Raw genomic sequence first — 14,260 nt, 5'->3', positions numbered from 1 at the left:
TATGGATACAGAAAAAGAAAACAATGATAAGCTGGATCAGCTTAATTTATTTAAAACAGATAATTCTGGCGAAAAACTCACAACAAACCAGGGACTAAAAATCCGTAACAATCAAGACTCGCTTAAGGATGGCGAGCGTGGAGCCACACTCCTGGAAGATTTTATTTTAAGGGAAAAAATCACCCATTTTGACCATGAAAGAATTCCCGAAAGAATTGTACATGCAAGAGGATCCGGCGCACACGGAGTTTTTAAACTGAAAAAAAACATGGAGCAGTTTACCAAAGCTAAATTGTTTACAGATTTAGAAAAAGAAACGCCTGTTTTTGTAAGATTTTCTACCGTTGCAGGAAGCAGAGGAAGTACAGATTTGGCGAGAGATGTTCGTGGTTTTGCAATCAAATTTTATACAGATGAAGGAAATTATGATCTGGTGGGAAACAACATTCCCGTGTTTTTTATACAGGATGCAATGAAGTTTCCTGATCTGGTACACGCAGTAAAACCCGAACCGGACAATGAAATTCCACAGGCTGCCTCTGCACATGATACTTTTTGGGATTTTATATCTCTGATGCCCGAAAGTATGCATATGATTATGTGGCTGATGAGCGACCGCGCATTACCGAGAAGTTACAGAATGATGGAAGGTTTTGGCGTTCATTCCTTCAGATTTATCAACAGTGAAGGTGCTGCCTTTTTTGTGAAATTTCATTTAAAACCAAAACTGGGTGTACATTCCGTTGCGTGGCCTGAAGCGCAGAAAATTTCTGGTGCAGATCCTGATTTTCACAGAAGAGATCTTTGGGAAGCTATAGAAAACGGTGCTTATCCGGAGTGGGATCTGGGAGTACAGATTGTTCCGGAAGAGAATGAATTTGATTTTGATTTCGATCTTTTAGACCCTACCAAATTAATACCTGAAGAAACCGTTCCTGTAGAAATCATGGGAACGCTTACCCTCAACAGAAATCCAGACAATTTCTTCGCAGAAACCGAGCAGATTGCTTTTCATCCCGGGCATTTGATTCCGGGTATAGATTTCACCAATGATCCTTTGCTTCAGGGCAGATTATTTTCTTACACAGATACCCAATTATCAAGATTAGGATCACCTAATTTTCATGAGATACCTATCAATAAATCTGTTCCTACCGTTCACAATAATCAGCGGGACGGTCACATGAGACAGCAGATTGCCAAAGGAAAAGTAAGCTATGAGCCTAATTCTATGGGTGGCGGGTGCCCTTACCAGGCTATGTTGTCTGAAGGCGGTTTTGATACCTACGGCGAAAGAATTAGCGGTACAAAAATCAGGGCAAGAAGTGAATCTTTCGTTGAACATTATTCTCAGGCAAAATTATTTTACAACAGCCAGAGTACACCGGAAAAAACTCACCTTCAGAAAGCGTTGGTTTTTGAATTATCCAAAGTAACCATACCGGCAATCCGGGAAAGAATGGTTTCGCAGCTTAATTTCATCAACAAAGAACTGGCTCAGAAGGTTGCAGAAAAACTGGGAGTGGAAGTGAAAACTCTGGAACAGCCCAACGGCAGTATTCCGGCAGACGCAGATATTGAATCTTTACAGAGCGAAGAGCGCGAAACTTCACTTGATTCTTCTGACGCACTGAGCATGAAAAATACAGTTAAAGATTCTGTTGAATCCAGAATAATTGCGTTTCTGGTAGCAGATGGGTGTAATGCAGACCGCGTTGAAGAATTAAAATCAAAACTGGAAGATCAGGGAGCTGTAGTACAGTTTGTGGCACCAGAGATGGCTGGCGTCATCGCAAATGACGGTACAGAAATAACTCCCAAACATTCAATCTCAAGCATCATGAGCGTATGTTTTGATGCTGTTTACGTAGCAGCCGGTGAAAAATCTACCCAAAAGTGGCTTCATCCGGATTATAAAAACAGTGTGACAGAATTTGTGAACGAAGCATATAGACACTGTAAGGCAATTTTCTTTGATAAAGAAACTGCTCTGTTTTTTGATAAAACAGACGCAGCAGATTTCCATTCTGAAGATCCTGCGGTAATTCTGGAAAACAGCAGCAATTCAGACAGCAGTTTTATTAAAGCTGTTGCATCTCACAGAGTTTGGGAATTTGAAAAATACAGAAACGGATTTACCGGTAACGAAAACCAATCTAAAAATAATTAATATGAAAGCAGCCGTTTTTCATTCACCAGGTGTAATTACCTGCGATACAGTAGAAGATCCCACTATACAGGACGAAAATGATATTATTCTCAAAGTAACATCCACAGCAATCTGTGGCAGTGATTTACACATGTATTCGGGAGGAATTCCTCAGCCGAGGCCCATGGTGATGGGGCACGAATTTATGGGAGAAATTGTAGAAAAAGGTAAAAATATTACCCATCTGCATCAGGGAGACAGGGTAGTGGTACCATTTCCTATTGCCTGCGGATGCTGCTATTTCTGTGAAAATGATCTTCCCTCAGGATGCGAAAATTCTAATGTAGAAAACTACGGTCCGGAAGGCGGGATTTTGACAGAGAAGGGCGGTGGAATGTTCGGTTATACAGACCTTTATGGAGGTTATAACGGCGGACAGGCCCAGTATGTACGTGTTCCCTATGCCAATTTCGGGCCCAGAAAAGTACCTGATATTCTTACTGATGAGCAGGCACTGTTCCTCACCGATATTTTCCCTACTGGTTACACAGGTGTGATGTGGGGAGATCTGAAGGGTGGCGAATCGGTAGCGATTTTCGGGGCAGGTCCCGTAGGATCAATGTCTGTAAAAAGTGCTGTTCTGCATAACGCCGGAAAAGTAATCGTAATTGATACCTTACAGTACAGATTAGACCAGATTAAAAAACTCACCGGTTGTGAAATCATTTTGTGGGAAGATGCAGAATCTACTGTTGAAAAAATAAGAGAAATGACCAATGGCAGAGGTGCAGATTTATGTATTGATGCCGTAGGTTTTGAACCTGAACGTTCGTTACTGGACAGAGCAAAGGCTGTCATCAATTTTGAAAAAGGTTCAATGAAAGTTTTGGAAGCCTGCATGAGTGGCGTAAGAAGAGGCGGAACCGTTTCCGTTTTAGGGGTTTATGCTGTCAATTATGATAACTTCAGACTCGGGCAGATTTTTGATAAAGGAATTCTACTGAGAGCAGGACAGGCTCCCGTACACGCTATCATTGATAAATTGCTGAAATATGTAGAAAGCGGGCAGGTGAGGCTCGACGATATTATTACACACCGTCTGTCGTTAAATGATGTGGCAAAAGGCTATGATATTTTTGATAAAAAAGAAGATGGTTGCGTAAAGGTGATTTTAGATCCCTGGAGTTAAAGTATACTCAATTTTTTATAAATTCGTTTTTACAGACAACAGCTTCATTTTTGAAGCTGTTGTTTTTTTATGAAGTTTTAGAACTAAACAAATATTTTTCTGTTGATAATTTTCAGGTAGTTTTCTTTCTCCAGTCTTTTTACGGTCCGGATCACTGTTTCTACCCTGAGGGCTGTGAGTGCACCAATCTGCTGTCTTGTAAGCGGTATTTCGTACGAGTATTTTTCTTTTTTATCACTGAAACTTTTGTGGTACTCCAGCATTCCTGTAATTCTTGTATCAGGGCTTAGCGCAGAATTATTTTCCAGCATAATGTATTTGTAATAGAGACGTTCTGCCAAAAATTTCCGGATATCGCTGGCCGCTTTGGGATTTTCGTCCAGTAAAAGATCAAAATCTTTCTTTGGAAGTTTCAGCACAGTACATCTTTCAAATGTGACTGCATTTACAGGATATTTTTTATCTATAAATAAAAGAAGCTCGCAGACGCTTAAACCCTTGTCTAAAATGGCTAAAATAAGCTCTTTTCCTTCATCGTTATAGTGGTTTAGCTTGATTCTTCCTTCGAGAATCTGGTAATAATATTTGGGAGTGTCTCCCTCGTCAAAGATTACATCAGACCGGTTGAAAACTTCTTCCACCGCACCGTATTTTAATAATAGTTCTTTTTCTATTAACATAATATTTTAATTTAAACAAACAGCCTTCTTTGCTTCCTCAGTAATTTAAAGATAAAACATCAATATACATACCTTTATGACCCAAATCATAAAAATATTTTTTCAGTAATGATTTTCTTCAACTTAACATAAAACAGAAATGCCGACAAACTGAAAGCTGCCGGCTATAAATAAATATAGGTTTAAAAATTCTAAGATTTGCTTATTAAGCTTTCTATTTTCTCAATTACGTCATCAATATCGAAGGGTTTACTCACAAAAACGTCTGCATTGCAGCTTTTTGTTACTTCGGTGTTTTTAGCGTGAGCACTCATGATCATCACTGGCACGTTTGCGGTAGACGGATTTTTTTTCAGCTCATTACACACATCTGTTCCCAAACCATCCGGCATCATCACGTCAAGGATAAAAATATCAGGAATTTCTGCTTGATTTCTGCTGTTAAACGCTTCGATTGTAGAAAAAGAGCGTACTTCGTAATTTTCAAATGACAAGAGCAGTTGCAAAGCATCTCTGATGCCCGTCTCGTCTTCAACAATGTAAATAGTTTTCATACCCGTGGATAAGCAAAACCGAAGCCAAGGAATTTTTTAAAATTAAATTTTTAAATTTTGCCCAAATTATTTCTTCCACTCATTCAATTTTTTTTAAAAAAGACTCTCAAAAAATTTTAAGATTTACAGAGGTAAGGTAAACCAAAATGTGCTGCCGTTTCCTTTTTTGATGGTCACGCCAATTTCGCCACCGTGCCGGGAAATAATTTCCGCAGAAATATAAAGCCCGAGACCAAGGCCAGAGTAATGCTTTTCTTCCTGATTTGCACGGAAATATATTTCAAAAAGATAGGGCTGAACCTCCTCATCAATCCCATCAACGAAATCCTGCGCTATTTTAATATACTGATCATACTTTTCAATATTCAGGCAGATTTCTTTTGACTGGGAAGCGTATTTCACCGCATTATTCAGAATGTTGACAACCACCTGATTAATGCTGTCTTCATCTGCAACCACAGAAACATCAATATCTCCTTTAATGGTCACATGATGACTGCCGGAAAGTCTGATAGCTTCACAGCAGGAATTGAGCATTGCAGCAACTGTAAATTCTGTCTTCACCAGTTCCATCTTTCCACCGCTTAAAGGGTTAAGATTCAGAAGATCATCTACCAAAAACGTAAGTTTCTCAATACTTTTTGATGACTGCTTAATCAGTTTCGGAATTTTTTCGTGAGTAGGTTTGTTCTTGAGACTTTCAAGCAGCTGAATGCTTGCCTTAAGGCTGTTAATAGGAGTTTTTAATTCGTGACTTGCGATACTGAGAAAATCGTCTTTCTGTGTCTCGTAGTTTTTTCTTTTGGTGATGTCAGAAGTTACGCCCGTCAAGCTCATTACCGCTTAAAATTCCGAAAGCGATGGGTGCTTTGGTGATAAAAGATTTCATCCGGAGTTCGCTCTGTTCCAGTTTTTTATTGGCAAGATTTACATTTTCGTAATAATCTTTTGATTCTTCATTAATTTTAGCCAGTTTTTCAATGGTTTCAAGCGCCGAAAGTCTCAGTTCGATCTGATCCATCACGGTTGTAGACAATCGTTCGAGAATTTTTGTTTAATGATCATCAAATGTTCTTGATTTTTCATCAATGATACAGAGCGTATCAATCAAATGTCCGTCATCGGAAATCAAAGGCGCACCTGCATAAAATCTCAGCCCAAAATCTCCTGTAACATCGGGATTGGAAAGCAAACACGATTCTTTGAGAGCATCTTCAAAAACGGTTACATTTTTATCAAGAACAGCCAGAGCACATAAGCTTTTTCCCCGATTGGTCTTTTGTACGTTTCCCATTCCAAAATTTGCTTTGAAAAATACAGATTATGCACCTACCAGAGAAATAAGAGCTATGGTACCTTAAAAATCTGAGCTGCCAGCTCTGCAATTCCTTCAAAGCTTTCTTCCTCTTTATCGGGAATAATATTGATACCAAAAGTATTTTCAATCATTACAGGAAATCATTGCGGTTAAAGTTAGGTTTTTGCTTATCAAATAATAATGAAAGCCCCGTCAATTGCGAAATGCAGGTTAAAAAAAGAAAATAAAGACGAAAAAACATCTACAGGTGCTGATGTACAGAATACCCTGAAGCAGAAATATTTATTCTGTCACCTGAAAATCATTAAAGTTTTTATTCATCATTGTTGTGATGATTTTTTTATCTTTAAATCCAAATCAGAAAAATATGAATTATAATTTTGACGAAATCATCGAAAGACGAAATACAGACTCGGTAAAATGGGATTCTTTTGATGATGACATCCTTCCAATGTGGGTGGCAGATATGGATTTTAAAATTGCCCCGGAAATCCAGCATGCCATCTCCGAAAAGGCTGCTTCCGGGATGATGGGTTATCAGTTTATTTCTGATGATTTTAAATTAATTACCTCCAGCTGGCTACAGAAACAGTATGATATTGCCGTTTCTGAAGAGAAAATACTTCCAGTCCCAGGTGTACTTTTAGGAATTTCGGCGATTATCAGAATATACCTGAGAGAAGATGAAAAAATAATTCTTCAGCCACCCGTTTACGATCATTTTTTTGAAACAGTTCAAAACAGCGGAGCCGGGCTTGTCTGTAATAATTTAATATACAGAGACAGCTCATACTTCATTGATTTCGATGACCTTGAGGCAAAAGCTTCAGATTCTTCCACCAGATTCCTACTGTTTTGTAATCCTCACAATCCTGTGGGAAAAGTCTGGAAAGTAGAGGATCTCAGGAAAATTGCTGAAATCTGTTCCAGAAATAATGTGATCGTGATATCGGATGAAATCCATGCTGATTTGGTTTTTGAAGGTTTTAAACATATTCCGTTTGCCTCAATTGCTGAAGATTACAATCTCATTTCGTTTACTTTGGGCTCGCCCTGTAAGACATTTAATCTCTCCGGTCTTTCCGCAGCTTATATGATTTCAAATCGCGAAGAGTATCTGGAAAAAGTAAGAAAAACCCTTCAACAGCAGGAAACAGAGTGGATCAATCCTTTTTCCGCAGCAGCTTATGTTGCAGCATATCACTTCGGTGAAGAGTGGATGTCTGAGGTCAGAAAGTATATTTATGATAATTATCAATTCGCAAAAAACTATATTCAGGTAAAAATCCCGGCGATAAAGGTTACAGAATCACAATCCACCTACCTGATGTGGCTGGACTGCAAAAATCTGATTTTCCAATCGACAGTTCTGGAAGAGAAACTCATAAATCAAGCGAAATTAAAACTCAATGCAGGAAGCAGATACGGTCTGGCTGGGGATGGTTTTATGAGAATCAATATCGCCTGCCCGCGTAAAATTCTTACGGATGGCCTGGGAAGACTGGAAAATTTTGTAAATTCTTTATAGGAGAGAAGGTTTCAGACGCATTTGGCATTTTGATTGATTACAGATAAATACATCAAAATCATTTGACATGAAAAATTCCACAAAAATCTATTCAGTTTTTACACTGGCATTTCTGTTGGCCGCATGCCATCCACCTCCAAGACCCCCAAGACCTCAACCACCAAAGAGGCCGGAAAGACCAAGACCTCCTCATGGAATGATTGAAAAAAAGACAACAGAAAAAATCGCAGTTTTTGACACCTCAAAACTGTCAAAAGATATATAAAAAAGGCTCCATTTCGGAGCTTTTTTTATTCTTACAATTTCTTATTTGTTTTATTCATAAGATTTGCAGAAATTGCAGTGATCAAGCACTGTAGACCGAATGAATAATATAACCAGAGAGCCATTCGGCAGAACTTAAAAAATGAGACCGTAGAAAAATTCATCCTTCAGAATGCAGGCGGGATGCAGGTAGAGATCATCACTTTTGGGGCGGTTATCACATCTATTCGCGTTCCAGACAGACACGGAAATTTTGATGATGTGGTTCTGGGTTTTTAAGTACCGGAAGACTATTTTAATTCAAACACCTATTCTACGGCGCGGTAGTGGGAAGATATGCCAACCGGATTTCACATGGAAATTTCAGCATAAACGGACATGAATATCAATTGACAAAAAATGAAGGCAACAATCATATCCACGGCGGAGAAGAAGGATTTGCCCATAAAGTCTGGACTGCCGAAATTAAAGAAAAATCTTTGGTTTAACATCTTGTGAGCAAAGACGGGGAGGAAGGATACCCGGGAAATTTATCCGTTAAAGTAGTTTACACCCTTACAGACAATAACGCTTTAGAAGTAGAATATTTTGCCAGAACAGACAGGCCTACAATTATCAACCTCACTCAGCATTCTTATTTTAATCTTTCCGGAAAACATTCATCACAGATCACAGATTATCAATTACACCTTCATGCTGATCATTTTTTGCCGGTAGATAAATTTGCTACTACTACCAGAAAAGTATCTGCTGTAAAAGGAGGTCCATTTGATTTTAACAGTGCTAAAAAGATTGGGCGGGATATAGAAAACGACGATGAACAGCTGAAACTTGGTAGAGGATACGATCACTGCTGGATTTTAAATGGTTCCGGATTTCGGAGTGCAGGAAAACTAAGCCATCGTGAAAGCGGCAGAAATCTTGAGATTTTCACCTCCGAACCTGGCATTCAGTTTTATTCTGGAAACTACCTTGACGGAAAATTTGAAACCAAAACCGGCGGCAGCAATTCTTACCGCACCGGGCGTTGACTGGAAACACAGCATTTTCCAGATTCACCTATTCGGGATTCATTTCCTTCCACATTTTAGAACCAGATGATGAATTTTACAGCAGAACAGTGTTTAAATTTTCTGCAACTTAAACTGAATAATGTGAAATTAAAATTTTCACTTTAAATATTAATTTTTATTTAAAATATATTGTTTTTGATTTATAATAACGAATATTATATTTAATTATTTCTTATTTTGGTTGAAATTATTTTTTAAAGCATTACTAATGTTCAGTTTTCAGCGCCATTAGTCGGCTAAATCTTAAGATTTTACATTAAAACTTAATGTTACGAACAATGTCATTTTTTTCTTGCTGATTGTAAAATTTTTGTTAATTTTAGCGAAAAAATACAAATATGAAAAAGATCGAGTTCCTGACCGAGACCGGCGACCTGCTGGGTGACATTTCCGTAAACGGTATTAATGTTAAAGAAATCCAAAATTTTTTAGAAACCATTGATAATGGGAGTTTTGACTACTTTGCTCTTTACTACGATGAAGAAAACAATATATTATGCATAGAAGAAGAGAGAGGTGTGAAATTTCCCCAATATGGTCACTTCATCACTCAGATTTCGGAAAGCAAATACAGCCAATGCTTCGATTTTGTTTAAATGAAGCACATAAAACAAAAAACGGTACCCGAAAAGTACCGTTTTTTTTACCAGTTTTTATCAATCATAAAGACCAACTGACTCATTACCACTGCGCCCAAAAGCAGTTCCCGCCTGTTGACTTTATCAAAAGTATCTTCTGTAGAATGGTGATAATCAAAATATCTTTGGGTATCAACCACCATTTCCGCAAGCGGAATATCTAATTTTTTTAAAGGCAATACATCCTGGATGGCTTCAGTCTGATCAAAATCATAAACCCCGTATGGCAAAAAATAGTTTTTCCATTCGAAAATGAGTCTTCTTCGCTGGGGCGACATATCAAGCCTGAAACCTCGCGGCGAATATCCTCCTGAATCTGAGCCCAAAGCTAAGATATGTCTTTCTTCTTTTTTCTTCACATATGCCGCATACATATCGCGGCCCTGACCGCCGTTTTCACTGTTTGCATAAAGCACAACGCGGATGGTGTGATTATTTTCCAACCCTAAAGCCTTAAAAGTGCGAAGAACTTCAATGCACTGCACTACACCAGAACCGTCATCATGCGCACCCTCCGCAAAGTCCCAGGAATCCAGCTGAGCCCCGATTAAGATTATTTTGCCGTCTTTTTTACCGGGAATTTCTGCAATGATATTCTGATTCACCGTTTCACCTTTAGACTGTGCAGACATATTAAGTCTGGCTTTTACATTTTGCTTCAGAAGTAGCGTCTGAAGCTCATCTGCTGATCTTGCTCCAATGGTTACAGCGGGAATTCTTGCCTTGTCATCCGGCTCATAGACAATCATTTTAGCGTGCGGAACATCGTCAAACGCAGTTGTTAAAGATCTGATGATTAAACCTTTTGCACCTTTCTGACCAATTACAGAAGCTGCGAGCAGTTTGTTTTTAGCTGCACTCAAGTAGGCATCAACAGTATTTACATACGTTTGATCCATTGGATAGTTCACAAATATAATTTTGTCTTTTACATCTGCAGAAGTGAGTTTGTTTAATTCTTTTACATCATTGATCATCAGCAGATCGGCAATAAGATCTTTACCGCCCGTTCCTTCAGAATTCCCGAAGGATAGCATTCTGATTGATTTCCAGTCACCGTTTGATGTTTTAATGTGCAGAGATTCACGGCCACGAATCCATACGGGAACTTTTACATCCTGTCTCCAGACTTTTTCTGCACCTGCCTCTTTTAAATTTTTTTCTGCCCAGTCTGCGGCTTTCGTGTAGCCTGCAGTTCCGCTGAACCTTGCGCCAACGCCTTTGGTAAGTTCACCAAGATTGCTGTAGGCAGTTCCGTTCAACATGATTTCATCTGATATTTTTTTAAATTCAGAATGATAATTAAACTTTTCAGCAGCCGGTTTGGTTTTTTTTACAGGTTTCTTCTGCGAAAATAAAAATCCACTCAAAAAGAGTGGAAGTATAATGAGAATTTTTTTCATTTTAAAACTGCACGAATTCTTTCAGTGCATAAATTTAATTAAAAAATAAATAAATTAGTGCTTCATATCGTACATTAACAGTGCTGTAACCAATTTTGGTTCAATAAAAGTGCATTTTGGCGGCATTCTCAGTTTCAGATCAGAGATTTTAATCATATCATTAAAACTTACCGGAAATACTCCGAAACCTACTTTACCTTCGCCTTTATCTACTTTTTCTTTTAAATCATTAATTCCCTGAATATTTGACGTTCCTTTCACATAAGAAATCTTATCCGAACTGTCTGAATCTTTGATATCTAAAATATCATTGAAAATATATTTATCCAGAAGATGATGATCCAGATTATCAAGAGACATTTCCTGTGAACGAAGGTCATGTTTTACGTGGAGAGAATAATATTTCCCGTCCAAATACATAGAAATATGGAATTTCTGTGACGGATAATACGGTGTCTCGCCTTTTTCGTGAATTAAAAAATACTTATCAAGTTTACTTAAAAACTCTTCTGTTGACAAACCATTCAAATCCGAAACAATACGGTTGTAATCATGAATTTTGATAGACTGGTTAGAAACGATAAAGCTGTAAACAAAATTATAAGCTTCTGTTCCCGTGTGCCTTTTGTTTTTTTCTTTTAAACGCTGAGCGTGCAATGCCGTAGATCCAATTCTGTGGTGACCGTCAGCAATGTAGAAAGAATCGATCTGATCAATCACTTCTTTGAACTGCTGAAGTTTCAGACGGTTGTCTATTCTCCAGATTTTATGTCTGATTCCTATGGTGTCTACATGATTAAAAATAGGGACATTTTTTTCTTCATGATTCATCAGAAGCTCGATTTTGGGACTCGACTGATAGGTTAATAAAACGGGTTCTGCCTGAAGATTCACTTTATCCAAATAGTGAGCGAGTTTCTCTTTTTTCTGAGGGATGGTACTTTCGTGTCTTTTGATTTTTCCGTTCCAGAAATCTTCGATGCTTGCCAGACCCATCAAACCTCTGTAGATCTGTTTGTTTGGATAAATCTGCTCATAAAGATAGAAAGCAGAGCTGTCTTGGATCAATACATTTTCCTCCAGCAGCTCTTCAAAAGTTGTACGTATTTTCCTCAGATTCCGATCTACGTCTTTAGATTTGCTCACTACATAAGGCTTGATCATATTGATATATGTATTCTCTTTTTGAGCCTTTTCTGTAATCTGAGCCTGGGTAAAATTGTCTAAAGGATGCGTAGGGAAGGTAGACTCATGATCTTTATGAGGTCTTATTCCGCGGAATGGTCTAAAAACAGGCATATTTTATTTTATAATTTCTTTGTTGATTTTTATGATCTGCTCAGCAAGTTCAGTTCCTATTTTCTCCTGGGCATCGATCGTATTTCCGCCAATGTGGGGAGATAAAGATAAATTTGGGTTCATTAACAGAATGAGTTCCGGTTTTGGTTCATTTTCAAATACGTCCAGAGCTGCACCTGCTACTTTCCCGCTTTCGATAAAATCGAGTAGGGCAGCTTCGTTCAGAACTCCGCCTCTGGCAGTATTTACAATAAATACACCGTCTTTCATTTTTTCAAACTGAGGAGCATCAATAATATATTCTGTGGTTTTTGGAGTGTTGATACTTATAAAATCTGCATCTTTCAAAAACTCATCAGTATCGTTAGTTGATGTAATTTCGAAATGTAAACTCTGTCCGTCGAAAAAATCGAGTTTTAAAACTTCGGTTTTAGGTTTTCGGCTTAAAACTTTCACTTTCATTCCCAAAGAAATTCCCATTTTCAAAACTTCCTGCCCGATGCTTCCAAAGCCTATAACTCCCAAAGTTTTACCCGAAAGTTCGTAAGCTTTACTGAAAGATTTTTTCATCGCATCAAAATGCGTTTCTCCTTCTAACGGCATCAGCCTGTTGGATTCATGAAGAAACCTTGCAAGTGAAAAGAAATGACCAAAAACCAGCTCCGCTACAGATTTTGATGAAGCTGTGGGAGTATTGATTACGTAAAGTCCTTTTTCGATGGCGTGTTCTACATCAATATTATCCATCCCAATACCGCCACGGCCAACAATTTTAAGACTTGGGCATGCATCTATAATATCCTTTCTTACCTTGGTTGCACTTCTTACAAGAAGAACGTTTACCTGGTTTTCATTGATAAAATCAGCAAGGTGATCCTGGGCAACTTTATGCTCCAAAAATTCGAAACCTGCGTTCCTGAGAGCAGTTTCTCCGCTTTTTGAAATCCCGTCGTTGGCTAAAATTTTCATGCTCATTTCTTATTTTTATTCAACATCAGATATTATAGAAGAAAATCCCTCCGCTAATATCTGATATTTTACCTTAAATTATGATCAATTTTGGGTGGTCTAATATAAGTTATTTTATTGAATTCATCACATCTACCAAAACCTGCACGCTTTCAAGAGGTAAGGCATTGTAGATACTTGCACGATATCCCCCTAAACTGCGGTGACCGTTTAGCCCGCTGATGCCTGCAGATTTCCATGCTGCATCAAATTCGTCTTTCTTAGAATCATCAATTAATTTAAACGAAACATTCATCAGAGAACGGTCTTCGTCACGACAATACGTTTCAAATAAAGGATGATTGTCAATAGTATCGTACAATAGTTTTGCTTTGGCAATATTTCTTTCTTCAGCAGCAGCGATTCCGCCATTGTTTTCTAAATGCTGTAACGTTAACAAAGTAGCGTAAACTGGAAATACAGGAGGTGTATTGTACATCGATTCTTTAGAAATATGCTGAGAATAATCAAGAATTGAGAACATATTTTCTCTTCCTGTTTTGCCTAAGATTTCTTTTTTAATAACTACTAAAGTAACACCGGCCGGGCCCATATTTTTCTGAGCTCCTGCAAAAATTAAATCAAATTTTGAAAAATCCAATTGTCTTGAAAAAATATCAGAACTCATGTCGCAAACCATTAAAGTATCCACTTCAGGAAATTCTTTAATCTGAGTTCCATAGATCGTATTGTTTGATGTACAGTGGAAATAATCGTATTCTGAACCTACTTTGTAATCTTTAGGAATGTAAGAGTAATTGTCTTCTTTTGAAGAACCCACCACATCAACTTCTCCCACTTTCTTAGCTTCTTTTATGGCTCCGGCAGCCCAAACTCCCGTATCGAGATAAGCAGCTTTACCACCAACCTTCAGAATATTGTAAGGTACCATTGCAAACTGTAAGCTCGCACCGCCACCCAAATAAAGCACTTCATAATCATCACCAAGATTCATTAATCTTTTTACAATGGCACGCGCTTCATCCATTACAGCTACAAAATCTTTACTTCTGTGGGAAATCTCAAGAAGAGACAGACCAATTCCGTTAAAATCTAAAATTGCTTCCGCTGATTTCTGAAAGACTTCCTGAGGTAAGATACAAGGTCCTGCGCTGAAGTTGTGCTTTTTGCCCATAATTTCAAATGTTTTTTGCAGT

Annotated in this window: 15 protein-coding genes and 1 pseudogene; 7 read left to right on the top strand and 9 right to left on the bottom strand. The window is 38.1% G+C overall.

Annotated features, from left to right (window positions below; translation table 11 throughout):
• Position 1: 1 nt before the first annotated feature.
• Together ASG31_RS07130 and ASG31_RS07125 are read left to right on the top strand one after the other, a co-directional pair.
• Positions 2-2,170, top strand: a complete 2,169-nt coding sequence (locus tag ASG31_RS07130) for a catalase (RefSeq protein WP_056029851.1) — start codon at positions 2-4, stop codon at positions 2,168-2,170.
• Between the two features lies 1 nt (position 2,171).
• The gene (locus ASG31_RS07125) at positions 2,172-3,338 is read left to right on the top strand and encodes a zinc-dependent alcohol dehydrogenase (RefSeq protein WP_056031344.1); all 1,167 of its coding nucleotides are present in this window, start codon (positions 2,172-2,174) and stop codon (positions 3,336-3,338) included.
• Between the two features lie 83 nt (positions 3,339-3,421).
• Here ASG31_RS07125 and ASG31_RS07120 read toward each other — a convergent pair whose 3' ends face one another.
• From ASG31_RS07120 to ASG31_RS18725, 5 genes are all read right to left on the bottom strand, one after another.
• Positions 3,422-4,018: a Crp/Fnr family transcriptional regulator gene (locus ASG31_RS07120; protein WP_056029848.1), complete on the bottom strand. Its 597-nt coding sequence runs from the start codon at positions 4,016-4,018 to the stop codon at positions 3,422-3,424.
• Positions 4,019-4,209: 191 nt separating this feature from the next.
• The gene (locus ASG31_RS07115; protein WP_056029845.1) at positions 4,210-4,572 is read right to left on the bottom strand and encodes a response regulator transcription factor; all 363 of its coding nucleotides are present in this window, start codon (positions 4,570-4,572) and stop codon (positions 4,210-4,212) included.
• Between the two features lie 123 nt (positions 4,573-4,695).
• A complete protein-coding gene (locus ASG31_RS07110) occupies positions 4,696-5,409 on the bottom strand; it encodes a sensor histidine kinase (protein WP_056029842.1) in 714 nt (237 codons plus the stop codon).
• Positions 5,384-5,608: a hypothetical protein gene (locus ASG31_RS07105; protein ID WP_056029839.1), complete on the bottom strand. Its 225-nt coding sequence runs from the start codon at positions 5,606-5,608 to the stop codon at positions 5,384-5,386. Before ASG31_RS07105 ends, ASG31_RS07110 begins: the two co-directional genes overlap by 26 nt.
• Before the next feature lie 18 nt (positions 5,609-5,626).
• On the bottom strand, positions 5,627-5,866 hold the full coding sequence (locus ASG31_RS18725; protein WP_056029837.1) for a GAF domain-containing protein: 240 nt from the start codon (positions 5,864-5,866) through the stop codon (positions 5,627-5,629).
• Between the two features lie 391 nt (positions 5,867-6,257).
• Here ASG31_RS18725 and ASG31_RS07090 point away from each other — a divergent pair, with 391 nt between their 5' ends.
• The 5 genes and pseudogenes from ASG31_RS07090 (at position 6,258) to ASG31_RS07075 (ending at position 9,351) form a co-directional block, all read left to right on the top strand.
• Complete coding sequence (locus ASG31_RS07090; RefSeq protein WP_056031341.1) at positions 6,258-7,418, top strand: MalY/PatB family protein; 1,161 nt, start codon at positions 6,258-6,260, stop codon at positions 7,416-7,418.
• Between the two features lie 67 nt (positions 7,419-7,485).
• Positions 7,486-7,683 (top strand): hypothetical protein, encoded by a 198-nt coding sequence (locus ASG31_RS07085; RefSeq protein ID WP_056029831.1) that lies wholly within the window; start codon positions 7,486-7,488, stop codon positions 7,681-7,683.
• Positions 7,684-7,865: 182 nt separating this feature from the next.
• Positions 7,866-7,961 (top strand): hypothetical protein, encoded by a 96-nt coding sequence (locus tag ASG31_RS19175; RefSeq protein WP_117585828.1) that lies wholly within the window; start codon positions 7,866-7,868, stop codon positions 7,959-7,961.
• Between the two features lie 47 nt (positions 7,962-8,008).
• Positions 8,009-8,713: pseudogene (locus ASG31_RS18870) on the top strand (aldose epimerase family protein).
• A gap of 380 nt (positions 8,714-9,093) precedes the next feature.
• Positions 9,094-9,351, top strand: a complete 258-nt coding sequence (locus ASG31_RS07075) for a hypothetical protein (RefSeq protein WP_056029825.1) — start codon at positions 9,094-9,096, stop codon at positions 9,349-9,351.
• 47 nt (positions 9,352-9,398) lie between these two features.
• Here ASG31_RS07075 and ASG31_RS07070 read toward each other — a convergent pair whose 3' ends face one another.
• The 4 genes from ASG31_RS07070 to serC all read right to left on the bottom strand — a co-directional run bounded on the left by ASG31_RS07070 (position 9,399) and on the right by serC (position 14,238).
• Positions 9,399-10,796, bottom strand: a complete 1,398-nt coding sequence (locus tag ASG31_RS07070; protein ID WP_056029822.1) for a M28 family peptidase — start codon at positions 10,794-10,796, stop codon at positions 9,399-9,401.
• 54 nt (positions 10,797-10,850) lie between these two features.
• Positions 10,851-12,095, bottom strand: coding sequence for a DUF1015 domain-containing protein (locus ASG31_RS07065; RefSeq protein WP_056029819.1), 1,245 nt, complete (start codon positions 12,093-12,095; stop codon positions 10,851-10,853).
• A gap of 3 nt (positions 12,096-12,098) precedes the next feature.
• A complete protein-coding gene (locus tag ASG31_RS07060) occupies positions 12,099-13,064 on the bottom strand; it encodes a D-2-hydroxyacid dehydrogenase (RefSeq protein ID WP_056031338.1) in 966 nt (321 codons plus the stop codon).
• Positions 13,065-13,173: 109 nt separating this feature from the next.
• Positions 13,174-14,238, bottom strand: a complete 1,065-nt coding sequence (serC, locus tag ASG31_RS07055) for a 3-phosphoserine/phosphohydroxythreonine transaminase (RefSeq protein WP_056029816.1) — start codon at positions 14,236-14,238, stop codon at positions 13,174-13,176.
• Positions 14,239-14,260: the final 22 nt, after the last annotated feature.

Origin of the sequence: Chryseobacterium sp. Leaf404 (assembly GCF_001424145.1) — a bacterium.
Classification (GTDB): domain Bacteria; phylum Bacteroidota; class Bacteroidia; order Flavobacteriales; family Weeksellaceae; genus Chryseobacterium.
The sequence above is the reverse complement of the archived record's forward strand: the minus strand, read 5'-3'. Positions and strand labels throughout refer to the sequence as shown.

What these genes read in the sequence shown, in the direction of transcription:
- ASG31_RS07120 (WP_056029848.1), bottom strand. Translation starts at nt 4,018, where the DNA reads ATGTTAATAGAAAAAGAACTATTATTAAAATACGGTGCGGTGGAAGAA.
- ASG31_RS19175 (WP_117585828.1), top strand. Translation starts at nt 7,866, where the DNA reads ATGCAGGTAGAGATCATCACTTTTGGGGCGGTTATCACATCTATTCGC.
- ASG31_RS07115 (WP_056029845.1), bottom strand. Translation starts at nt 4,572, where the DNA reads ATGAAAACTATTTACATTGTTGAAGACGAGACGGGCATCAGAGATGCT.
- ASG31_RS07060 (WP_056031338.1), bottom strand. Translation starts at nt 13,064, where the DNA reads ATGAAAATTTTAGCCAACGACGGGATTTCAAAAAGCGGAGAAACTGCT.
- ASG31_RS07125 (WP_056031344.1), top strand. Translation starts at nt 2,172, where the DNA reads ATGAAAGCAGCCGTTTTTCATTCACCAGGTGTAATTACCTGCGATACA.
- ASG31_RS07075 (WP_056029825.1), top strand. Translation starts at nt 9,094, where the DNA reads ATGAAAAAGATCGAGTTCCTGACCGAGACCGGCGACCTGCTGGGTGAC.
- ASG31_RS07085 (WP_056029831.1), top strand. Translation starts at nt 7,486, where the DNA reads ATGAAAAATTCCACAAAAATCTATTCAGTTTTTACACTGGCATTTCTG.
- ASG31_RS07090 (WP_056031341.1), top strand. Translation starts at nt 6,258, where the DNA reads ATGAATTATAATTTTGACGAAATCATCGAAAGACGAAATACAGACTCG.
- serC (WP_056029816.1), bottom strand. Translation starts at nt 14,238, where the DNA reads ATGGGCAAAAAGCACAACTTCAGCGCAGGACCTTGTATCTTACCTCAG.
- ASG31_RS07070 (WP_056029822.1), bottom strand. Translation starts at nt 10,796, where the DNA reads ATGAAAAAAATTCTCATTATACTTCCACTCTTTTTGAGTGGATTTTTA.
- ASG31_RS18725 (WP_056029837.1), bottom strand. Translation starts at nt 5,866, where the DNA reads ATGGGAAACGTACAAAAGACCAATCGGGGAAAAAGCTTATGTGCTCTG.
- ASG31_RS07110 (WP_056029842.1), bottom strand. Translation starts at nt 5,409, where the DNA reads ATGAGCTTGACGGGCGTAACTTCTGACATCACCAAAAGAAAAAACTAC.
- ASG31_RS07130 (WP_056029851.1), top strand. Translation starts at nt 2, where the DNA reads ATGGATACAGAAAAAGAAAACAATGATAAGCTGGATCAGCTTAATTTA.
- ASG31_RS07065 (WP_056029819.1), bottom strand. Translation starts at nt 12,095, where the DNA reads ATGCCTGTTTTTAGACCATTCCGCGGAATAAGACCTCATAAAGATCAT.